This is a genomic window from uncultured Paraglaciecola sp., from assembly GCF_913058035.1.
In the GTDB taxonomy this organism is placed as follows: domain Bacteria; phylum Pseudomonadota; class Gammaproteobacteria; order Enterobacterales; family Alteromonadaceae; genus Paraglaciecola.
Genome location: NZ_CAJXPA010000004.1, coordinates 42817 through 64312, shown reverse-complemented (window position 1 = coordinate 64312; position 21496 = coordinate 42817). Strand labels below are relative to the sequence as shown.

Below are 21496 nucleotides of genomic sequence, written 5' to 3'. Positions count from 1 at the left end.
TGCACGGCTTACAATAATATCGACCCATCCCAATCTTCGGCAAGCTGCGTATTTTGCAATTTAGCACACTGCTCTAAGTGATGAATAGCCAGGGTGTCATTAGGATTGATTTCTAGGGCTTGTTTGAAATGAGTGATTGCCAGTTCCCATTTTTGAACTTTTCGATAATTCAGACCCAGTTCAATCAGTTTGGCGTTAGCTAATTTCAATTTTTTTATGTTAACGTCTTGATGATCGATTATTTCATATACTTCTATTGGGGTTTTTCTGCCTTTAACTCTGACCCAATCTAACAAGCGATATTCAAATACGCCTTTGGCTTCTGCTTGATATAGAGTTTGTGCACTAATGACAATGTCCGTATTGTATTTTGGGGCTAAGGCCTCGAGCCGAAAGGCGATATTGACACTATCGCCCAGAACGGTAGTGTCCATGCGATCGTCAGAACCAACAGTGCCAATAATCACTGGCCCAAAGTGAATGCCAATGCCAATGTTTATGGGTGGATAGTTAGAGTTGGCGCGATGTTGGTTATACAGGTTGATTGCATAACGCAAGTCGAGTGCAGCACGAATGGCGTCTTGGGCTTTATCGGTATTGGTACCTGTTGGTCTGTCGAATAACGCCATTACAGCATCGCCAATAAATTTGTCAATAAAACCTTTGTTTTTATGAATAGGTTCGTTCATACGTAAGAAGTAGGAATTTAAAAAATTCATTAACTCTTGTGGCTTCATTTGTTCAGATAAACCGGTGAAACCGCGAATGTCTGAAAATAAAATAGCTAATTCGTCTTCGTCTGCACGGCCCAGCTCTAATGAGTCGGAGCCATGTTTGGCAAAGTGGTCTACAAACTGTTTAGGTACAAACTTACGAAAAGTTTGACTTAGAAGCATTGCCTCTTCGGATTTATCTTTATATTGCCTGAGCGTTTCTTCGGTTTGCGATTGTTGGTCTTTTTGTTGAGCGCTTTGTTTTGAATCTCGTTGGGCGTTTTCGACAATTGTTGAAGTAATAACAGTCAAGCGCGCTGTTTTTTTAAGAAGCACCACTAGCACTATTGAGTACAGTGCAATGATTAATAATAAAAACAACGGTAATGGTTGTATTACTTGCTCAAGCATTAGGTGTAGATTATCTCCCTATCACCAACGAGTGTCATCGTTGTTTAACTACAACTAGCAGCAACATTAGCCAGTACTTTATCGGCTATGTCTAAAGTTTGTTGCACAATTTCGTCAGTATGTGCTGCAGATACAAAACCGCCTTCGTATGAGGCTGGTGCAAAGTAAACACCGTTCTCTAACATACCATGATAAAAGAGATTAAATTGCTCGAGGTTGCAATTAGTGGCTTGTTGGTAGTTAGTAACACGTTCTACATCTGTAAAAAATATCCCAAACATGCTGCCAGTGTAGTTAACAGACATTGGGATACCGTGTTTGTTCGCAACTTTTTTAATACCTTCAGCTAAATTTTTGGTGGACCGTGATAGTTGCTCGTATAAACCATCTTTTTCGATTTCGCCTAAAGACGCTAAACCAGCGGCCATAGCTACGGGGTTACCTGACAAGGTACCTGCTTGATACACCGGCCCGTCTGGAGAAATATGCCTCATAATTTCGGTTTTGCCACCAAATGCACCTACCGGCATCCCACCACCGATCACCTTGCCTAAACATGTGAGATCAGGCTTTATCTTGTATTTTTCTTGAGCGCCGCCTCTTGATACTCTGAAGCCTGTCATTACTTCGTCAAAAATAAGTAAAGCGCCGTATTTGTTACAGATCTCTCTCAGGCCCTGTAAAAAACCATCTACCGGGGGAATACAATTCATATTACCAGCGACGGGTTCTACAATGATACAAGCAATATCTTCTGGGTATTGCTTGAACGCATTAGCCACAGAAATAAGGTCGTTATAATCTGCTGTGAGGGTATGTTTAGCATAATCAGCCGGAATACCCGGTGAACTAGGTACCCCAAAGGTTAATGCCCCCGAGCCTGCTTTAACGAGTAACGCATCGGCATGGCCGTGGTAACAACCTTCAAACTTTAAGATTTTATCGCGACCGGTGAAACCACGCGCTAAACGTATGGCGCTCATGGTTGCTTCTGTACCTGAGTTTACCATCCGCAATACTTCCATCGACGGTACTAGTTCAGAGACTTTTTCAGCCATAAGTACTTCTGCTTCTGTCGGTGCGCCAAAACTTAAACCATTGGCGGCCGCATCAATGACGGCCTGACGGATAACAGGGTGATTATGGCCTAACACCATCGGTCCCCAAGATTGTACATAATCGATATAACGTTTGCCGTCCACATCATAAATGTACGGGCCATCTGCTTTGCTGATAAAAGGTGGTGTGCCGCCCACTGCCTTAAAAGCTCTAACTGGGGAGTTAACACCGCCGGGAATATGGAGTTTGGCGCGTGCGAAAAGAGTTTCTGATTTTTGCATAGTGACTTCTTTTATTAGTTAAATGTTTTACTGATAACCTACTGATAACTTACTGGTAGCTTGATAACCGTTTGTTCACTGGTTATTTACGTGCCAGAGCACTTCTCGATCAAACTGAGTAACAATATTTTCTACTCCAAGAGTAAGGGCAAATAAAGCCATTCGCACTAATACACCGTTATCAGTTTGACGGAATATAGCGAGGTTAGGATTAAGGTTTAAATCATTGTCCAGTTCGTTAGCTTCTGCACGGGAGTCGCGAGGTAAGGGGTGCATGATAACTGTCTTTGACTGAAAATGTTTGGTATAAATTTGTTGATTTAAACGAAATTTTCCTCGGTATTGATTGGCTTCTTCCTGCGAAGGAAAACGTTCTTCCTGAATGCGTGTTTGATAGCAAATGTCTGCATCTACACTACCTTCAAATTGATGTGTAATATTGCATTGATGGCCTGCGTTTTCAATTGCATCAACAATAGAGGCGGGCATTGCTAATTCTTTTGGGGATATCAATGTAAAACAGATATTTTTAAATAAACATAATAACTTAGATAACGAGTGCACCGTTCTACCGTATTTTAAATCGCCAATCATAGCGATGTGCATACCATCTATACTGCTGCCATGGTCAAGTAACTCTTTTTGGATAGTGTACAAATCTAATAACGCTTGAGTGGGGTGTTCATTTGCACCATCGCCACCGTTGATAACAGGTATTCGACTACCTTCTGCAAATTCAGCAACAGAGCCAGAATCAGGGTGACGCATCGCTATAATGTCGGAGTAACCACTTAAAACTCGAGCAGTATCATATAAAGACTCACCCTTGGCTAAGGCTGAGTTACTTAACCCTGTCGTTTCGCGTACCTCACCGCCTAACAAGTTAAATGCAGTGCCAAAACTGACTCTTGTTCGGGTACTAGGCTCGAAGAATAAGTTGCCTAAAATAGCCCCGTCTAACACGGTTGTGCGTTTTTGCCGTTTTGCATAGGGCAACATTTGATGAGCTACATTAAATACTCGTTCTATCGCATCGCGGTCAAACTGATTGACCGACAGGATATTATTACCTTTAAAATTCATCTGCTGCCCATCTTATACAACATTATAAATGAACATTTTATCAAAATTATTCAGTACTCTCTAATGTCAATGTCATTAATTAGCTATTAAAGTCATTTAATAGCCTGTAAGGGATCAAATGGCTTTAAAATAATGAGCTTAATAAAGTTTAAAGTTTAAAGGTTGAAGGGAGGCTTTGGAGTCAGTTTAGATTTAACACATACAAATCCTCAACTGCTGAAGCGTTATACATATCATTCATGCTTGTAATATTGAAGTTGGTTCTACGTTACTGAAATCGTTAATTGTATATAATCGACCCATAACATTAATACAATATTATGGGTCGATTACCGTTTAAAACTGTGAATCATCTTTGTTGGATTCTGCTTTGATTCCTGTGACTTTTTTGACTTTTATTTGGGCGCGAAGCTTTTATGGGCCTAGATTTGTTTTGTTTATTTGTGCTAACACGATAATTGTTAGTTTTTTTATTACTACTAGGTTTGTAAACGTTTGTTTTATTATGCGTTGTTACTGAATGACGTTCTTCTGTGTTAGCTTTTGCTCTTAGGGATGCATATTTTTGTGACTGCATATTGCTGTTTTTTGTGTTGTTTAATTTTGTTGTTTGATTGGAACGATAATTATTTTTGTGATGCTGTGTTTGTTGATTTTTACCTTGATTAACAATCCGTTGTTTATTACTCACTGATTTATTTGTATTTAGTGTTTTTGTATTGAGGGCTATTTGTTGCTGTTCATTCAACGCTTTTTTTACCCGCACAGCCCTGTTTTTGACATGTTTAGTCGTATAGTTATCAATGTTTAAAACTCTCTGCTTATCAATCTGTTGGTAACCTTTAGTTTTACTGGCACCATCGATGTTACGCACAATACGCTGCCCATTAACTCGATGTTGTGCACCACGTCTATGTTGTTGGTTATGGTTCCAACGAGGATATTCTTTAACTCGAACAACTTGACGATTGTTATGACTATTCGACCAATACCTGTCCGCATGACTTCGGTAATGATAGTTAGCGACAACATGGCGATTATGCCAATGGAAACCACCAAAATAAAAACTGGGGCGAATATTAAACCCTGTGCTCCAATACAAACCAGCATTAAAAGTGCTGTGGCTTGGTCTATGCCAATAATATGGCTGATGATTTTGCCACCACCAATTACCATAAACAATTCGTGTGTCATAGTAAGGCACATAGACCACCTCTTTGCGCACGGTTTCTATGACAATTTGGTCTTGTTCTTGCTCTACATTGACGTAGTCGTTACCAGTCAAGTTACCCTGCTCGTATGCTTTGTGACGCAGGTTCTGAACACTTGCTAATATTTGTTGTTCATTTATCAGGAATGCGCTACCTAGTGATTGTAGCCAATCCAAATCCTCACTGAGTTTTTGTAATAGGTCGTTAAATGGGACTAAGGCTTGAACGCTGGGGTCCCAGTCTTTGTCTTCCACCGCATTGAGGGCTTGTTGTTCATTTAAATCTTCATTTGCTGAGCGCCACCTAGCGGCCTGTATCACCTCTAAAGGATAGGTTGAAGCCACTAAAATATGTGAGAGTAACGTATCAGGATAAAGAGCAATTGGCGCTAACATCTGGTCGAGCTGAGCTTGGTCTAGCATCGAAGTGTCAGACGACTTTAAGCTTGATTCTTGCTTTGCTTGTGCAAACTGCACAGCGCTTGAGATAAACAAACATAAAACACATAAATAAATAAATAGATATTTGGTTTGGTTTCGCACAACCCTTTCCTTCTGTAATCGAAACTCCATCTCGGTAATGAAATGGAGTTAACACTAAGACTGTAAGATAGGTTATACATTTGTCAGCCTTAACCATGGCTGAACGTCCATTAAAAAAACTATTTAAGTAAATGTTTATTGAACTGATGGCCTAACTTTTCTGTCTTAGTGCGAATATAAGTTCTATTGTCATCCGTTATCCCATGGTCAATTGGGGTGCGTTGTGCCACATTGATACCCATATTAGATAAAGCCAAACTCTTTTTGGGGTTATTAGTCATTAGATTAACGTTTTTGATATTCAATTTATCTAACATCAACTTACATATGCCGTAATCTCTTATATCAGCATCAAAACCCAAGTGTTCATTTGCTTCGACTGTATCCATGCCTTCATCTTGCAATTGATAAGCACGGATTTTATTGAGCAAGCCTATGCCTCTTCCTTCTTGTCGCAGATACAACAACACCCCTTTACCCTGCTGAACAATGTTCTCTAACGCTTTTTCTAGTTGAGCACCACAGTCACAGCGGGTACTAAATAATGCATCACCAGTCAAACACTCAGAATGGATACGAATAGGTACCACATCTTTTACATCCCATTCACCGTAGGATAGGGCAATGTGTTCTTGCGCTAATTCATTATCAATAAAACCATGAATATGGAATTTACCCCAATGTGTAGGTAACTTGGCTGAACTAACATATTGATATTGTTCTGTTTTAGGCTTCATATTTTGTAAAAAGTACTTAATTAAAAGAAAAAATTGCGGGCAATTTACCCATTTATTGATTAATTTGATTACTCAAAAATCACATTTAATTACATGTGTTTGTCGTAAAGAGTTCACTATATGGTCATGATTAAGTCTTTTACAATGGCTTATGATTATCTATGCTGAGTAAAATCAGTCAGTGCATGAGGCTTCGCAATGCCATACCCCTGAGCAAAATCAACACCCATTTTACCCAGTTCGACCATTATTTCAGTTGATTCAACAAACTCGGCAACTGTTTTCATTCCCATTGCTTTAGCCACATCATTGATCGAATTCACCATCGCCATATTTACGGGGTCAACCAGTATGTCTTTTACAAAACTACCATCTATCTTGACCAGATCCACAGGTAAGTTCTTCAGATAGTTATAAGACGAAAATCCACTACCAAAATCATCTAAGGCAAACAAACAACCCAATTTATGGAAGGTGTTAATAAATTCTAAAGTTTCATCCATTTTAAGAATAGCCATGCTTTCGGTAATTTCAAAACATACTTTTTTGTAAGGAATTTTATACTTTTCAAAGGCATTCAACACAAACAGTTTAAGTTCTTTATCCGCTAAGGAGTAACCATTCAGATTAATACTTACTCTTGTCAATTTATCTTTGTGTTGCATGTTATGTGACAACCAACTGAAGTAATTTTCTACTACCCAACGATCTATTTTAGATGTGAGATTATATCGCTCGGCAGCAGGTAAAAAAACACCAGGAAGAATAATGTTGCCTTGTTGATCTCGCATTCTAAGTAACAACTCATAATTATGTCCTTCAGCACGTTGCGTTAACGCTTGATAATGTTGATAGTATAGTTCAAAGCTGTTGTTTTGAATGGCGTGATTAATATGTGACACCCAAGACATTTCAGACTCATATCGCCGCATATGCTCATCTTCAGTCGAATATGTATGTACTTGATTACGACCCCGTTCTTTAGCTAAATAACAAGCTGAATCAGCCATACTTAATAATTGCTCCGGAGTATTAATCTCAGAATGCCAAGGCACTTGACCAATACTAATACCTAATGTAAAAATTCTATTTTCCCAAACAAAGCGAAATTCTTGTACCGTATTAAGTATTTTGTTGGCCAGTAAGTAGGCCATTTGTGCATTATCACCTTCAAGTAACACACCAAACTCGTCACCGCCAAGTCTTGCTAATGTGCCCTTGTCCATGACTACGGCATTAAGTTTTTGTGACAGTTGTTTGATCAACAAATCGCCTGCCTTGTGACCACACGTATCGTTTACTACCTTGAATTGGTCTAAGTCCATGTACAGTAATGTTAGGTCACTATTTTTATTTTGCGCATTAAGTAAGCTACTTTGAAGTCGACGTTCAAATTCGCGTCTATTATAGACTCCTGTGAGTGAATCATGTGTTGCCAGATATTCGAGGCTAATATTTGACTGCTTTCGCTCAGTTACATCTGATATGGAACCAAACAAATATTGCTTTTCATCTTCTTGTTTTATTTGCCCGGAGATGGAGAACCAAAATTCACTGCCATCTTTGCGTATACCTTTTATCTCCTTCCCAATAACCTTGCCACCTTTATGTATTTCTCCAAGCAAAATCGCACGATCATGAGGGTTAGCATAAAACTGGTCAGCGTTATCTACCTCCCGCAACATCTCAGTTTCATCGGCGTAACCAAATAGAGAACACATTGCAGGATTAACGCTTATTAATTGGCCATCAAGATCAGAAGTATACAAGCCCTCCGCTGAATTCCTGAATAAGTCGTAAAAGTGTCGTAAATCTTTGATGGTTAATTGTTGTTGAACGTTGTGACGGTATGTCAAAACACGTTCATGGGCTTCAATTGCTAGGGCAATCAGCATAATGCCCAACATGATTACCATAGCAAACATTAGAGATATAGTTTGTGTTAAAGCAATGCCAGATAAAAACAATATCACTTGACCAAAGCCACTCAAGGCGATGCATGTTAGTCCCAATAAGCAAACTAAGTTAGCAATTTTTTTATCAGGTTTATGATAGAAAAAACCCAATAATCCAATAAGTGCTCCAGACAGAGCAGACATCAATACTGAAAATGTAATTTGTTGCCCGCTTTCAGTGGAAAAAGCCATGCCTAGAGTAATAAACCCGAAGCTATACAAAGCGTAGCGCCAAATTGTTGGGACTCTTTCTATAATTGCAAAAGTGACTTTTGCTGACGTTAATAACAACAGACCAGATAATGCACAACTGAGATTAGAGATGTAGGCAGTAATCCCCGTTATTTGACCGAGTAATCCCTTAGCGTTTAAAAACAACAATAAAAATGCAGCGCTAGAAAGGGCAAACCAAAAACGGACTGGACTGCGCATAAAAATGTAAGTAATCAAAAAGTAACAGGCCAGCAAAGCAAGCCCACCACTAATAAAGCCAATGATGGCTAAAAGTAGTTGCTCTCTTTCGACGAGTGATGATTGAGTGTCTAAGTCTACAGAAAAAACTAACGGACCATCGTCGTTTACTCTCAAATAAACCGTAATGACCTGTTGAGCGGAACTTATTGGTGTAATGAATAATCTGTGTTTAAAAGGTCGTGTCGTATGGTCTCGACTACCACCCATTAGGAAGGAACCTAGAATACGATTTTTTTCATCTAATAAAAAAACATCAACATAATCCAAATGAGGATTGCCAACAGTTAAAAAGTACTGTTCTTCATCAGGGTCATCAAACACAATACTAAATTTACCCCATAGGCTTTTATCTTGACTCACTTGATTAGGTATATAACTGGGCTGCCAATCTTGTAAATGTTGAATGTCTGACAATTGCATACTTTTTTCAGTCACCAGCCAATCAATTTTGCCCAACAAGTCTATATGAGAGCTGTGTTCTGATATCACCACCTGCTCTGATGCCATGTTGTTTGAGTGCCAAAAAACACTTGTAAAACAGAGCATTAAAACAATTAAGTAGAGTGATTTCATGATTGCCTTGAAGATTTAAATCAATGTATACGTTGGCGTATATTGACTGTTAATGCCACTACTTTTATAAAAATATCTAGTTAGATAAAGGATAATCAAGCTAACTACTAAGGATGTTTCTAAATTTTTTACCAAATTGTGGAGATGAGTAGTGATTTTTGGTACTCATAGATTTCTTTGTATGGTTTTTTAGTGCGTCTATTAACGACTGAAACGTCTCAAAATTGCCCTCTTCTGCTTGGTCTACAACTTTCTGAGCCAAATGATTTCTCAACACGACATATGGGTTGTGATGACGTATCTGCGTTTGTCATAGTCTTTGGCTCACACCTTGCTCACTTAAAACCGATATGCAGTGTTTGACCTATTCATCAAACCTTTCTCTATGGATAAACAGGTCACGCAAGCTTTGATTATTGCTAAACAGATCAAATTGGATCAGTTGTCTAAACGCTATTGAGGTGTCTTCTCAACGACTAAATTATACATCCAAGTATTAATAATATGTGAATAATTTTGCTCGTAAGATGGCATGAACAGAAGGCCTAATTTATTTCGCACGAGTGTCGAATACTCATTTAATAGAGTTGACTCGTAAATGTTTAAAGCTTGCTTTATTTCATCTGTTTTAGGTGCGAAGTGAAAGTCTGATGTCATGCGTTCATATGCCACAAACCTATCCACGGTTGACTATCAAAAGAATATCAATCTTTAGGGTCACAGCGATTACTGAAAGTTGGTTCGAAATCATCCGAAAATGCATAAGGTCCATAATCGAAAGTGATAATGTGAATAAAGATGTTATCTATAAATTACGTCATACTTTTTCACAACAGAACAGCGATTTGATTGACCATGTTCAGGATACAAGGCTTTGAATAAGTGTGCTAATACTTCCATTCAGATGGAAGTTTTAATTCCATTGCAAGATTATGGAAAAAACCGCTAAGTGTGAATTTATCAATTTAATTGGCTTGACTTCACTACCCAGTGAAGTAAGTTCTTCAGCAAAAGTGTGGGATAACTCCATACAAAATGCTTTTTTATAACACTTATTATTTACTCACACCTTTGGGTCTAACAGAAGGAGTCGACCATGAAAAAAAATCATATCAACTTATTAAGCATCGTTTTTGCTACAACCGGGCTTGTTTCTCAACCAGTATTTGCAGCAGATATTAATATGGGTAAAGCTAAATCTGTCACTTGTGCAGCATGCCATGGCAATAATGGGATTTCTATGATCCCTATGTATCCTAACTTAGCTGGGCAAAAAGAGCAGTATTTGGTTTTGCAGATAAAAGCATTTCGTGATGGAGAGCGCAAAAATATGGTTATGTCTGCCATGGCTTCGGGTTTAAGTGATACTGATATTATTAATTTATCTGCATATTATGCGAGTTTAGATCCGGCTGGAAAATAAGTGATCTTGTATAACGTAGTTTTTCTAATCATTGTCACTACCTCTACTTCAACGAGTAATAAATGACTGAAAATTTTCAAGCCATTACTAAATTTATTGTCGAAATCGAAAAATTAAAAAATATTCAACGTAAGATTAAGCCTGTTGGTTTGTCACGTTATGAAAATAGCGCTGAACATAGCTGGCAAATTGCTTTGTTGGCTTTGACACTACTGCCCTACTCAGGGCAAAACCCTGATCCATTAACTGTTGTCACTATGTTGTTGTTGCACGACATAGTAGAAATCGATACAGGTGATAAGTTCGCTTATGACGCTAATCATGATGACTATGATAATGAGTTGATATCGGCGCAAAGAATCTTTGCTATTTTACCCAGCGAACAAGCACAAGCGTATCTCAAGCTATGGATTGAATTTGAAATGGCACAAACACCTGAGTCGCAATTTGCTAAGGCAATAGACAGATTAATGCCGGTGATACAAAACTTACATAATGGCTGTCAAAGTTGGGTTGATAATGACGTATCTGTGAGTCAAATATTGCTCAAAAATTCTGTGATTGAAAAAGCTAACCCACAATTATGGCAATGGGTGAAAGAGCAGGTCATAGAGGCAGGCGAGCGATTGGGTTTGAGGCGTTAACCTACGATACACACAGATATACAAACTACAGTGGTCTAAGTCAATGTCGGTGCGTATAAAACCTCTAAAAATCACTTACTAAGGAACCCATATGATAATACTTCATCACTTAAATAATTCTCGTTCACAACGTATTTTATGGTTGTTAGAAGAGCTTAACCTTGAATACGAAGTCAAGCATTATCAAAGAGATAGTGTAACTAATCTAGCGCCTAACACGTTGACATTAATGCACCCTTTAGGTAAATCCCCAATCCTTACGGATGGCGAAATCACTGTAGCCGAATCCGGTGCCATAATCGAATATTTAGTCGGTACATACCACAAAACAAGTGTGGGTCAACTCGTAGATCCGCAGCGTGGTTGCGAGGTTCATAGGCAATATACATACTGGCTACATTTTTCTGAAGGCACGTTAATGCCTCCTTTAGTGGCTAAATTGGTGCTGGATAGAGTACGGACCAATGCCAAACCATTTTTTGTTAAGGCGATTGCTAACAAAATTGTTGATAAATTAATGGCTGCTTATTATGGGCCGATTATCGCCAAGAACATGGACTATATTGAAAGCCATTTAGCCCATAATGCTTGGTTTGCAGGTGAAGAATTATCAGGTGCAGATATACAAATGAGTTTCCCACTTGAAGCTGCAGTGGCTCGAGGCAACGGAAAAAATTTCCCAAATATCACTAATTTTGTTGATAAAGTACATGCAAGACCTGCTTATCAAGCCGCTTTAGAAAAAGGCGGAAAATATGATTATGTTTAGTGTGGTCGACTAACTAGTAAAATCACTAGGCAAGTGAATGATTTCTACCGGTGAGCCGAACACGTTCCAACCTTTACTCTTTGTCTGGAAGTTTTTTAGATAACTCCATCTCTTGCATGAGTTTCATGGCTTCCTTGGGAATGATTTGGGTATTGTCTTTTCCTAGATCTTCGTCATCGGGCAAAGGCTGCCCAGTAAAAGCATGTAAAAATGCTTCACACAATAATTCAGAATTAGTGGCATGCCGTAAATTGTTTACCTGTCGACGAGTTCGCTCGTCAGTAAGTACTTTTAAAACTTTAAGCGGAATAGACACAGTGACTTTTTTCACCATCTCACTTTTTTTACCGTGCTCTGCGTATGGGTGAATGTATTCACCGTTCCATTTTGTTAAATTAGCCATTTTTTATCTTTAATCTTTCTTATGCACTGAAATTCTAACCATTACTAGCAAAAGGTCAATGATAGACTGCTAAACATCTTGACGGCTTTACGTTCAAAGCTTATTTTAGACGTCTAAACGGCTAAATATTTTGGAGAATCCTATGCTGTCATATGCACAGGGGATAGACGCGTTAAATCAATCATTATCAGAATTAAAAGGAATTGATGTATCGTTTGAATTTTTTCCACCTAAAACAGAATTGATGGAACAAACGTTGTGGAAATCTGTAGAGCGCTTGGCGCCGCTTAAACCCTCGTATATGTCTGTGACCTATGGCGCAAATAGTGGAGAACGTGACAGAACTCATGATGTGGTGAAACGTATTCAGACTGAAACGGGTATTCAGGCAGTACCTCACCTGACCTGTGTGGATGCGACACGTGAAGAACTCATCGAAATTGCCAAGGATTATTGGCAAAGTGGGATCAGAAAAATTGTAGCTTTACGTGGTGACCTACCACAGGGTGTTGAAAAACCCCAATCTTATGCTTCTGACTTGGTGGCGTTGCTAAAAGAAGTGGCAGATTTTGAAATTGCAGTCGCAGCCTATCCTGAAAAACACCCAGAAGCGCCCAATAGTCAATTTGACTTACTCAATTTGAAGCGTAAAGCCGACGCCGGTGCTTCCGAAGCAATAAGTCAGTTTTTCTTTGATGCAGAAGTCTTTTTACGTTTTAGGGATCGCGCCGCGGCAACTGGTATTGACTTAGATATTGTGCCTGGAATATTGCCTGTGACCAATTACCAAACCTTGCAGCGTTTCGCAGGTTTTACTAACGTACATGTGCCACAGTGGTTGCATAAAATGTACGATGGTGTAGATGAAGACGATCAAACCACGCGTAATTTGATGGGGGCTAACATTGCCATGAACATGGTGAAAGTGTTGGCTAAAGAGGGAGTCAGGAAGTTCCATTTTTACACTCTTAATCGTAGCGAACTGAGTTATGCTATTTGCCATATGTTGGGTCTTAGAGCAGACTAGGGCTAATAGGTCGATAATTAGGTCATAAAAAAACAATGCTGCTGCCATCATTTCAGATACCAAGTTTTCAACAATGCCTGGTAACAATAAAAGGATTTTTATTGTTGTTCGTTTCTCATTGTAAACAAGACAAAATAACGGTATCAGCGGGGCATTTGGCCTTCGTATCTTTGTTGTCCTTGGTCCCTTTTATCATGGTGTTTTTTACTATTTTATCAGCGTTTCCAGCTTTTGCAGAAGCGAGAGGCGATTTAGAGACGCTGATTTTTAATAGTTTTGTGCCTACCGCTGGTAATCAAGTACAAACTTACATGACCGAGTTCGTTAGTAATGCTTCAGGAATGGGGGCGGTGGGAATATTGTCTTTGGTCATTGTTGCTTTAATGTTGATATCGAATATTGATAAAACTTTAAACAGTATTTGGCAGTCTCAAAATGAACGACCACTTATTTTTACCTTTGCTATTTATTGGATGGTGTTGACGTTGGGACCACTTTTGATGGGTTCGAGTGTCATTATGAGTTCTTACTTAATTGGTTTGGCTAATTACGCAGAAGAATTTACGCCTGGGCTAACAACTGTGTTGCTCAAAACATTGCCTTTTATCACTTCTATTAGCGCGTTCTTTCTGATTTATATGTTAGTACCCAATAAAAAAATAGACCCAAAACATGCCGCATTTGGGGCATTAGTGGCGGCGCTTTTATTTGAAACCAGTAAAAAAGCATTTGCTTTATACGTCACTAGTTTCCCGTCATATCAGCTGATTTACGGTGCGTTAGCGGTGATACCTATTTTATTTGTTTGGATATATTTGTCATGGGTAGTGGTGTTGATTGGAGCAGAAGTGACGCATGTATTAGAAATGTTCTTACACGACGAGGCAGAAGACATTTTTACAGAAAATGACGACGAACTTAGTCCGTCATCATAAACTTTATGCCGCATTCTAGTTAAATAAATTACTGGCTTTTCATACTGGAAATAAAACTATTTGATTCAGCAATGGCTTTGTTCATTTCTGATACCAACCGATTTATCTCTTTCTTAACTCCGTTAAACTCGCCATGCAATGCACCTATAGCACTGGCGTTAAGGTTGTGTTTTAAATACAACACATTATCACTTAAAGCCGATAATACGGGGTCCATTTTGCTTTCTGCTTTGCGCATTGCATTAAGCAATGATTGGTATCGGCGTTGGGTGTCTTTTAGTTTACGTTGGCTATCTCGTTTGAGTGTTGCATTGGTGTATTTTTGCAGTTCTTGCTGCCATTCATCGAATAGTGCCTCTGCAACACTTTCGACCTTATCAATTCGAGCTGTTACCGAGGCTGCAGAGTCTTCACTGGCTTCAAATTGATCTTTAAGCTGCTCATAAATACCTTGTAATTCACCACCATTAAAATTGATTAACTGACTAAATTCATCCAATGCCGAGCTAAATTGCAGCTGAGCATCTTCTTGGGATTCTTTAGCATCTTCTACTCTGTCGATTAAAATATCGCGTTTTTCAACGCCTACTTTTTCCCATGCAGCGTAATAAGCGCTTTGACATCCTGATAATAAAACAACTAATGTTACTAAGATTAGTTTTTTCATGTTTACCTTCTATATCGAGCGGCATCAATGATTGCCCATAGATGGAAAATAAAACCAAAGACGGCCATAAAAAACAAAATCCCAGTGGCTGCAAGTGAATAATTAACGCTGACCAAAATGAAGAAAATGATAGCTGCTAAAATTCTGCCTTGAACGAGTTGCCCCAATCCAGGAATAAAAAAACTACATATGGCGGCTAATACGTTGCCACCTGAACCTTGTCCTGACATATTGTCTCTCCGTTAAAATAACTTTTCATGTGCTTAAGTATTAAATTAAAGCATTACAGAACAATTAACAAATGGGATATGTAAATTCGTATGACTCAACTTTTTCCCGACATTCAAGCATTTTCATCAGAAATGTTAGTGGTAACCAATGGATGTTCATTATATATCGAACAAACCGGTAACCCTAGAGGCATCCCCGTACTTTACTTGCACGGTGGTCCAGGGGCTGGAATTGGGAAAGATTATCGCCGCTTTTTTGATCCCGATAAATATTGGATAATTGGTTTTGACCAAAGAGGATGCGGTAAATCCACTCCTTTTGGGGAGCTTGAAAATAATAATAGTCATACTTTGGTTGACGATGTGCTGTTGATTCAGCAACATCTTAATATTGAAAAATGGGTATTATTTGGTGGTTCTTGGGGGTCAACGTTGGCTTTATTAGTTGCTATTCGTCAGCCTAAAAGTGTTACAGGACTCATCTTACGTGGGATCTTTCTAGCACGAGAGCAGGACTACACTTGGTACCTAGAGTCTTCAGGTGGTGCTGCACAGCTTTTCCCAGAATATTATCAGGACTTCTTAAAGCCAATTGAAGGTAGGCCTTTGGATGTGTCAATAATTGATGCATATTATCAGATATTCACTAGCAATAATAAAGTACGAAAAATGGCAGCGATTAAAGCGTGGTGTTTATGGGAAACCCGGATAAGTCGCCTGCACAGTATGCTTGATGAAAACCAATTAGTTTCAGATATACAACGAGCAGTTAGTTTAGCTATTTTAGAGTGCCATTACATCAAGCATCATTGTTTTATTCCTGAAAACTATATTTTACAAAACATAAAAAAAATTCAGCATTTACCTGTCAGTATTATACATGGTCGTTACGATTGTGTGTGTAAAATTGAAGCGGCGTATTCTTTAAACCAAAATTGGCTAAACAGCCGGTTGACTATAGTTCCTAAGTCAGGTCACAGCGCAGGAGAAAAGTTAATTACTCAAGCGTTATGTTCGGCTAGCCAAGCGATGGCTAAATTCTTAGACGACCAACCGTGATTGGCTTAATTCAACGAGTAAGATATGCAAAGGTAGAGGTTGCTGGCAAAAATGTTGGCGAAATTAAACACGGTATATTAGTTTTGCTGGGGGTTGAAAAAGACGATGACAAACTTAAGACGAAAAAGTTAAGTCAAAAAGTAATGAACTATCGAATCTTCTCTGATCACGATGGCAAGATGAATCTTAATTTACAACAAGTAAAAGGTGAATTGTTAGTTGTTTCACAATTTACTTTAGTGGCAAATACACAAAGCGGTAACCGTCCCAGCTTTTCTTCTGCTGCTTCCCCTCAATTAGGACAAGAACTTTATGATTATTTTATCAAATGTTGTGTTCTCGAAGGTTTGTGTTGCCAAAGTGGTGAATTTGGTGCCGATATGCAAGTCTCGCTGGTGAATGATGGGCCTGTCACTTTTCAACTTAAAGTATAGTTTGCTGCAATTTGTTTTATACGTTTTAATAACCAGTACGGTTTTGCGTTTAGATCGCTCAGTTTTCGATGTGTGAGAAATATAGGATCCCTGTGTTAGATGTATAAAATTGATATACCTATTAGTGAACAAGACTTTGACGACTATTTTATGTGTCGTTGGAAAATGTTACGTGAACCTTGGAAGTATCCATTAGGTTCCGAAAAAGATGAATACGAGCAAGTCAGTCAACATCGTATGATCCGTAACCTCAATGGCGAAGTGGTCGCGGTTGGAAGAGTCCATATGAATTCTGCAGAAGAAGCTCAAGTACGGCATGTTGCTGTTGAAAAGGCTTCCCAAGGCAAAGGCTTGGCGAAAATGTTAGTCGCCTCATTAGAAGCAGTAGCCAGAGCAGAGGGGGCTATCCGTATTGTGACCAATAGTACTCAGGCGTCTATTGCACTATTTACCAGCTTGGGATTTATAGATCAAAGTGGAGCACCCAAAGAACTAGGAGAACAGCAACGCCAGCAAATGGTAAAAAAACTAACTGATCCCAGTAGTATTTTGTTGCATCCCAAGTGGTGTAAGTTATTAGAAAGTACTTGGCATGAAACTATTCCTATTAGTAAACAGATGGGGATAAAGTTACATCAATATACTGGGCGAACACTAGAGACTCGGGCGTCTTTGAACAAAAATATAAATTTACATGGCACTATGTTTGCGGGCAGCATTTTTTCTCTGGCAACTTTGACCGGTTGGGGAATGATTTTTTTACAATTAAAAGAAAAAGGGCTAGATGGTGAAATTGTGCTGGGGGACGGCAATATTCATTACCACAAACCCATCACCATGCAGCCTAGAGCCTTGTGCAATATTGAGTCATTGAATGGTAATTTTGACCTTCTGGCTAAAGATAAAAAATGTAATATTAAGCTGAATGTCGCTATTCTAGATGGTGATAACCCAGTGGCTGAATTTTCTGGAGTATTTTGGGTGATACCCAATATCAAAAACGAAAAATAAGTGAGTTTCAGCATAAAAGAAGCGTGTAACTCACGCTTTTTTTTGGATGCAAAGTAGGTGAATCTCGGTTAAGTTACCATCGCGTTTTGAAGTTTTTTCATCGCGTTCTTTTCAATCTGGCGCACACGTTCTGCAGATACTCGATATTTGTCCGCTAAGTCTTGCAATGTGGTCTTGTCATCAGATAACCAGCGAGTTTGGATAATATATTGGCTGCGGTCGTCAAGTGTTCTAAGCGCAGCATGCAGTTTTCCTGACGCACTTGAATTTGTATCAGCATTGATAACGTCAGACTCTACATCTGTTGTTTTATCTTCAAGAAATTGGACTGGTGCAAAGCTGCCACTTTCGTCGTCATCAGCAGACAAATCAAAGGCTTGGTCATGACTGCTCATACGAGCTTCCATTTGTAATACTTCTTTTGGGCTTACACCTAAGTCCTCAGCAACTTTTTGTACCTCTGCATGAGTGAACCAACCAAGACGTTTCTTGTTTTTGCGAAGGTTAAAAAACAACTTACGTTGAGCTTTGGTGGTAGCAACTTTAACGATCCGCCAGTTCTTTAATACAAATTCATGTATTTCGGCTTTTATCCAGTGCACAGCAAATGAAACTAAGCGAACACCAACCGTTGGGTCGAAGCGTTTAACCGCCTTCATTAAGCCAATGTTACCTTCCTGAATTAAATCAGCCTGAGGTAAACCATACCCAGAATATGATTTCGCAATATGCACCACAAAGCGTAAGTGAGACATAATAAGCTTCCTAGCGGCTTGTAAGTCGCCATCCTGTTGTAAGCGCTCAGCTAGGCCACGCTCGTCCTGTGCTGAGAGCATCTTAATGCTACTTACAGCTTGTATGTAAGTCTCGATACTTCCCGTCTGCGGGACGGTCAATGTCAATGCGCGTAAATCTGTACTCATAGTTACCTCGTATTACATTTTAGCTCGCGATTCTAGCAAAAAAACTACTACTCTGCGACCTAATTTCGTTCCATTAATTCTGGAGTTATCTGTTATTGACTAAATAGACCGTTAACTTCTAAAAAAATTCAAAAAATTCACTTATCAGCTCATAAATATATATTTTAACCTTCAAAACAAGAATACATGTGCTAAGAGAGTACCTTTTAGGAATATTATAATTACGGTGTTATGGTATGTATCAGATCAATGTTTACCATTAAACAGTAATTTTGGAAAGATGAATAATCGATGTTTACATATATAGCGCGACAAGCAATATTGAATAAAAACAAGGAATTGTACGCCTACGAGTTATTATTTAGAGACGGCGAAAATAATTGTTTCCCAAATATTCCTCCAGACGAAGCAACATCAAAAATTTTAACGGATAGTCACTTAGATCTTGGTTTAGAAGACATTTCCGCGGGCAAACCCGTTTTTATCAATTTTCATCAAGACACACTTTTGCACCGTTTTCCAACTTCGCTTGACCCAAAAAAAGTAGTAATTGAAGTGGTAGAGACAGTTAAACCTACCGCTGAACTAGTTCAAGCTTGTGCAAACATTAAAGAGTTAGGTTATAAAATAGCCTTAGATGATCATGATTTTGACCCAATGTGGGATGTACTCTTACCTTATACCGATATTATTAAAGTAGACATTGTTGAGTGTGATGAACAAGTACTTATCGATAATATTGGTAAGTACCTGGGTTCTAACATTAAATTAATTGCTGAAAAAATTGAGACTTTGCAAGAATTTGAAAAATATCGAGACATGGGATTCGACTATTTTCAGGGATACTTTTTTGCTAAACCAGAAGTTATAAAACAAAAAAAACTGCCTACTTCTAAGTTATCATTGATTGAACTAATAGCTGCGAGCACTTCAGAAGATTTTGAGCTTGATAAAATTAGCAATATTATTCAGCGTGATGTGTCTTTGTCATACAAGTTGTTGCGATTTATTAATAATCCCCTTGTCAATAAATATAATGAAATTAGTGACTTGCGTCATGCATTGAATTACATGGGTCAGATAGAAGTTAAAAAATTTATTGCACTACTAGCACTGGCAAATTTAGGTGACAATAAACCAGTCGAGCTCATTCACTTATCATTGGTCAGAGCTAAATTTTGTGACTTAATCGGACAGGCAAAATCAATGAATAAGAACCCCCCTACGGGTTTTTTAGTAGGACTATTTTCGCTTTTAGACGCATTACTTGATCAACCTATGGAGGATATCGTTGAAAAATTGCCTATTGGCGAAAATATAAAGGCGGCCCTGTGTGGTCGTGAAAACGAACTAAGACAATTTTTAGCTTTAATTAGAGCATTTGAAAGTGGCTATTGGAAAGGCATTGCTACCATTTCAAGTGAATTATCACTCGACTTGAAAATGACTCAAGCTTTTTATAATGAATCGTTAAAATGGGGTGTCGCAATGAGACAATCGGTGAGGGACTAATTTCAAGGTTAACCCAAATAAACAGAGGTGTATTCAAGCCCTTTTTTTTAATGCTATGATGGCTTGAAAGTGGCATTTAAAACATGTTAATTGATGCGCGTGGTCTGATATTATCGACCCGAAAAACCGCCATAATAAATATACACAAACAGGATAGACATGTTTGCATTTATAGCCCGCCAACCAATATTAGATAGGGATAAGCAAGTTTTTGCCTACGAGCTTTTTTTTAGAGATGGTAAAAATAATTGTTATCCTAGTGAAGAAAGAGATGAGCAAACGAGTAAACTTATCGCTAAAAATTATCAAACACTTCATTTAGATGATATCTCTTGCAGTAAAAAATCTTTTATCAATTTCCAATCTGAAACACTAATGAGCGGTTTGCCTGCTTCTCTTGATCCAGAGAATGTGGTGGTAGAATTAGTCGCTGGAAGAAGCGACGCCAGTAGCCTTTTGGATATGTGCAAACATGTAAAAAAAATGGGTTATAAAGTCGCTTTAGAAGAATGCAACCTGAAACCAAATTGGAACGATTTTTTGCCTTTTATTGATATGCTTAAATTTAATACTAATCATGAAAATTTGGAATTTTTAGCGACAAACGTCAACCGTATTATGGATGCAAATGTGCAATTGATTGCAGATCAAGTCGACACGCAAGACAGTTTTAGTATTTATAAAGATGTGGGCTTTGATTATTTTCAAGGATATTTCTTTGCTAAGCCGGAATCAGTATCTAATAAAAATTTACTTACATCCAAACTTACTTTAGTAGAATTAATGGGTGCAAGTTCTAGTGAGTCATTCGATATAGAGAGTATTAATAGTGTTGTTGAGCATGATGTTGGTTTGTCTTACATGCTGTTGCGATTTATTAATAACCCCACTATAAATAAGCGTTACAAAATAACTTCATTACGACATGCTCTTAATTATATGGGTGAGGTAGAGATTAAGAAGTTTATCGCTTTACTCGCCTTGGCTAATTTATCTGACAATAAACCTTTAGAGTTACTTCACCTATCGTTAGTTCGAGCAAAATTTTGTGATTTATTAGGTTCTGAAAACTCCATCGGTACTAACCCTCCTGTCGCATTTTTAGTAGGTTTGTTTTCAATGCTGGATGCCTTACTTGATCAAAAAATGGAATTCTTGGTTGAGAAATTGCCTATAGCTGACGAGGTTAAGGAAGCTCTATGTGGTGGCCAAAACGATTTATCTATGTATTTGTCCTTAGTTAAAGCATTTGAAAGTGGTAATTGGCTAAAAGTAATCAGAATTTCAAAAATTCTTGAAATTGATCAAAAGCTTCTACATAGCTTATTTAATAAAGCTATTCTTTGGGGAAATGGTGTTCGCCGGTCAATATCTCCTCACTTTCCAGAATCTAAAGCCTAGCATTTCAATAGGACAACAA

The 21496-nt window shown here is 38.4% G+C and carries 21 protein-coding genes; 10 read left to right on the top strand and 11 right to left on the bottom strand.

The window, feature by feature from the left end; all coding sequences use genetic code 11:
- Positions 1-8: 8 nt before the first annotated feature.
- The 7 genes from QZ562_RS01380 to QZ562_RS21195 form a co-directional block, all read right to left on the bottom strand.
- Positions 9-1124: an adenylate/guanylate cyclase domain-containing protein gene (locus QZ562_RS01380; protein WP_293755950.1), complete on the bottom strand. Its 1116-nt coding sequence runs from the start codon at positions 1122-1124 to the stop codon at positions 9-11.
- A 44-nt stretch (positions 1125-1168) separates the two neighbouring features.
- Positions 1169-2464, bottom strand: a complete 1296-nt coding sequence (hemL, locus tag QZ562_RS01375) for a glutamate-1-semialdehyde 2,1-aminomutase (RefSeq protein ID WP_293755947.1) — start codon at positions 2462-2464, stop codon at positions 1169-1171.
- Positions 2465-2539: 75 nt separating this feature from the next.
- Positions 2540-3547 carry an aspartate carbamoyltransferase gene (locus tag QZ562_RS01370; protein WP_293755944.1) on the bottom strand — a complete coding sequence of 336 codons (1008 nt, stop codon included), beginning with the start codon at positions 3545-3547 and terminating at the stop codon, positions 2540-2542.
- 349 nt (positions 3548-3896) lie between these two features.
- The gene (locus tag QZ562_RS01365) at positions 3897-5300 is read right to left on the bottom strand and encodes a DUF3300 domain-containing protein (protein WP_293755941.1); all 1404 of its coding nucleotides are present in this window, start codon (positions 5298-5300) and stop codon (positions 3897-3899) included.
- Between the two features lie 119 nt (positions 5301-5419).
- A complete protein-coding gene (gene ribA / locus QZ562_RS01360; protein WP_293755938.1) occupies positions 5420-6037 on the bottom strand; it encodes a GTP cyclohydrolase II in 618 nt (205 codons plus the stop codon).
- A gap of 155 nt (positions 6038-6192) precedes the next feature.
- The gene (locus QZ562_RS01355) at positions 6193-8973 is read right to left on the bottom strand and encodes an EAL domain-containing protein (protein WP_293755935.1); all 2781 of its coding nucleotides are present in this window, start codon (positions 8971-8973) and stop codon (positions 6193-6195) included.
- A gap of 770 nt (positions 8974-9743) precedes the next feature.
- Positions 9744-9824 carry a hypothetical protein gene (locus QZ562_RS21195; RefSeq protein WP_363315310.1) on the bottom strand — a complete coding sequence of 27 codons (81 nt, stop codon included), beginning with the start codon at positions 9822-9824 and terminating at the stop codon, positions 9744-9746.
- A gap of 311 nt (positions 9825-10135) precedes the next feature.
- Here QZ562_RS21195 and QZ562_RS01350 point away from each other — a divergent pair, with 311 nt between their 5' ends.
- The 3 genes from QZ562_RS01350 (at position 10136) to QZ562_RS01340 (ending at position 11875) form a co-directional block, all read left to right on the top strand.
- Positions 10136-10462: a cytochrome c gene (locus QZ562_RS01350; RefSeq protein ID WP_293755932.1), complete on the top strand. Its 327-nt coding sequence runs from the start codon at positions 10136-10138 to the stop codon at positions 10460-10462.
- A 62-nt stretch (positions 10463-10524) separates the two neighbouring features.
- A complete protein-coding gene (locus QZ562_RS01345; RefSeq protein ID WP_293755930.1) occupies positions 10525-11106 on the top strand; it encodes an HD domain-containing protein in 582 nt (193 codons plus the stop codon).
- Positions 11107-11197: 91 nt separating this feature from the next.
- Entirely contained in the window at positions 11198-11875 is a 678-nt protein-coding gene (locus tag QZ562_RS01340) for a glutathione S-transferase (protein WP_293755928.1), read from the top strand.
- 73 nt (positions 11876-11948) lie between these two features.
- Here the strand turns inward: QZ562_RS01340 and metJ are convergent, their stop codons facing one another.
- Positions 11949-12278 carry a met regulon transcriptional regulator MetJ gene (gene metJ / locus QZ562_RS01335; protein ID WP_293755925.1) on the bottom strand — a complete coding sequence of 110 codons (330 nt, stop codon included), beginning with the start codon at positions 12276-12278 and terminating at the stop codon, positions 11949-11951.
- 142 nt (positions 12279-12420) lie between these two features.
- Here metJ and metF point away from each other — a divergent pair, with 142 nt between their 5' ends.
- Together metF and QZ562_RS01325 are read left to right on the top strand one after the other, a co-directional pair.
- Positions 12421-13305: a methylenetetrahydrofolate reductase gene (metF, locus tag QZ562_RS01330; RefSeq protein WP_293755923.1), complete on the top strand. Its 885-nt coding sequence runs from the start codon at positions 12421-12423 to the stop codon at positions 13303-13305.
- A gap of 35 nt (positions 13306-13340) precedes the next feature.
- A complete protein-coding gene (locus tag QZ562_RS01325; protein ID WP_293755921.1) occupies positions 13341-14240 on the top strand; it encodes a virulence factor BrkB family protein in 900 nt (299 codons plus the stop codon).
- Between the two features lie 28 nt (positions 14241-14268).
- On the opposite strand, the gene QZ562_RS01320 is transcribed toward QZ562_RS01325, so the two are convergent.
- Complete coding sequence (locus QZ562_RS01320; RefSeq protein ID WP_293755918.1) at positions 14269-14907, bottom strand: DUF2959 domain-containing protein; 639 nt, start codon at positions 14905-14907, stop codon at positions 14269-14271.
- A 2-nt stretch (positions 14908-14909) separates the two neighbouring features.
- Positions 14910-15137 carry a hypothetical protein gene (locus QZ562_RS01315; RefSeq protein ID WP_293755915.1) on the bottom strand — a complete coding sequence of 76 codons (228 nt, stop codon included), beginning with the start codon at positions 15135-15137 and terminating at the stop codon, positions 14910-14912.
- Between the two features lie 90 nt (positions 15138-15227).
- Between QZ562_RS01315 and pip the strand changes: the two genes are divergently transcribed.
- The 3 genes from pip to QZ562_RS01300 all read left to right on the top strand — a co-directional run bounded on the left by pip (position 15228) and on the right by QZ562_RS01300 (position 17641).
- On the top strand, positions 15228-16196 hold the full coding sequence (gene pip, locus QZ562_RS01310) for a prolyl aminopeptidase (RefSeq protein WP_293755912.1): 969 nt from the start codon (positions 15228-15230) through the stop codon (positions 16194-16196).
- Complete coding sequence (gene dtd / locus QZ562_RS01305; protein WP_293755909.1) at positions 16193-16630, top strand: D-aminoacyl-tRNA deacylase; 438 nt, start codon at positions 16193-16195, stop codon at positions 16628-16630. Before pip ends, dtd begins: the two co-directional genes overlap by 4 nt.
- 99 nt (positions 16631-16729) lie before the next feature.
- Positions 16730-17641 (top strand): bifunctional GNAT family N-acetyltransferase/hotdog fold thioesterase, encoded by a 912-nt coding sequence (locus tag QZ562_RS01300; protein ID WP_293755906.1) that lies wholly within the window; start codon positions 16730-16732, stop codon positions 17639-17641.
- A gap of 68 nt (positions 17642-17709) precedes the next feature.
- Here the strand turns inward: QZ562_RS01300 and rpoH are convergent, their stop codons facing one another.
- Positions 17710-18564: an RNA polymerase sigma factor RpoH gene (gene rpoH / locus QZ562_RS01295; protein ID WP_293755903.1), complete on the bottom strand. Its 855-nt coding sequence runs from the start codon at positions 18562-18564 to the stop codon at positions 17710-17712.
- Between the two features lie 291 nt (positions 18565-18855).
- On the opposite strand from rpoH, the gene QZ562_RS01290 reads away from it, so the two are divergent.
- Positions 18856-20076 carry an EAL domain-containing protein gene (locus QZ562_RS01290; protein ID WP_293755900.1) on the top strand — a complete coding sequence of 407 codons (1221 nt, stop codon included), beginning with the start codon at positions 18856-18858 and terminating at the stop codon, positions 20074-20076.
- 159 nt (positions 20077-20235) lie between these two features.
- A complete protein-coding gene (locus QZ562_RS01285; RefSeq protein ID WP_293755897.1) occupies positions 20236-21477 on the top strand; it encodes an HDOD domain-containing protein in 1242 nt (413 codons plus the stop codon).
- Positions 21478-21496 lie beyond the last annotated feature (19 nt).

Coding starts and splice junctions, on each gene's coding strand:
- rpoH (WP_293755903.1), bottom strand. CDS start 18,564: ATGAGTACAGATTTACGCGCATTGACATTGACCGTCCCGCAGACGGGA.
- metF (WP_293755923.1), top strand. CDS start 12,421: ATGCTGTCATATGCACAGGGGATAGACGCGTTAAATCAATCATTATCA.
- QZ562_RS01345 (WP_293755930.1), top strand. CDS start 10,525: ATGACTGAAAATTTTCAAGCCATTACTAAATTTATTGTCGAAATCGAA.
- QZ562_RS01380 (WP_293755950.1), bottom strand. CDS start 1,124: ATGCTTGAGCAAGTAATACAACCATTACCGTTGTTTTTATTATTAATC.
- QZ562_RS01325 (WP_293755921.1), top strand. CDS start 13,341: ATGCTGCTGCCATCATTTCAGATACCAAGTTTTCAACAATGCCTGGTA.
- metJ (WP_293755925.1), bottom strand. CDS start 12,278: ATGGCTAATTTAACAAAATGGAACGGTGAATACATTCACCCATACGCA.
- QZ562_RS01320 (WP_293755918.1), bottom strand. CDS start 14,907: ATGAAAAAACTAATCTTAGTAACATTAGTTGTTTTATTATCAGGATGT.
- QZ562_RS01315 (WP_293755915.1), bottom strand. CDS start 15,137: ATGTCAGGACAAGGTTCAGGTGGCAACGTATTAGCCGCCATATGTAGT.
- QZ562_RS01285 (WP_293755897.1), top strand. CDS start 20,236: ATGTTTGCATTTATAGCCCGCCAACCAATATTAGATAGGGATAAGCAA.
- QZ562_RS01290 (WP_293755900.1), top strand. CDS start 18,856: ATGTTTACATATATAGCGCGACAAGCAATATTGAATAAAAACAAGGAA.
- QZ562_RS01370 (WP_293755944.1), bottom strand. CDS start 3,547: ATGAATTTTAAAGGTAATAATATCCTGTCGGTCAATCAGTTTGACCGC.
- ribA (WP_293755938.1), bottom strand. CDS start 6,037: ATGAAGCCTAAAACAGAACAATATCAATATGTTAGTTCAGCCAAGTTA.
- QZ562_RS01340 (WP_293755928.1), top strand. CDS start 11,198: ATGATAATACTTCATCACTTAAATAATTCTCGTTCACAACGTATTTTA.
- QZ562_RS01355 (WP_293755935.1), bottom strand. CDS start 8,973: ATGGCATCAGAGCAGGTGGTGATATCAGAACACAGCTCTCATATAGAC.
- hemL (WP_293755947.1), bottom strand. CDS start 2,464: ATGCAAAAATCAGAAACTCTTTTCGCACGCGCCAAACTCCATATTCCC.
- pip (WP_293755912.1), top strand. CDS start 15,228: ATGACTCAACTTTTTCCCGACATTCAAGCATTTTCATCAGAAATGTTA.
- QZ562_RS01300 (WP_293755906.1), top strand. CDS start 16,730: ATGTATAAAATTGATATACCTATTAGTGAACAAGACTTTGACGACTAT.
- QZ562_RS01350 (WP_293755932.1), top strand. CDS start 10,136: ATGAAAAAAAATCATATCAACTTATTAAGCATCGTTTTTGCTACAACC.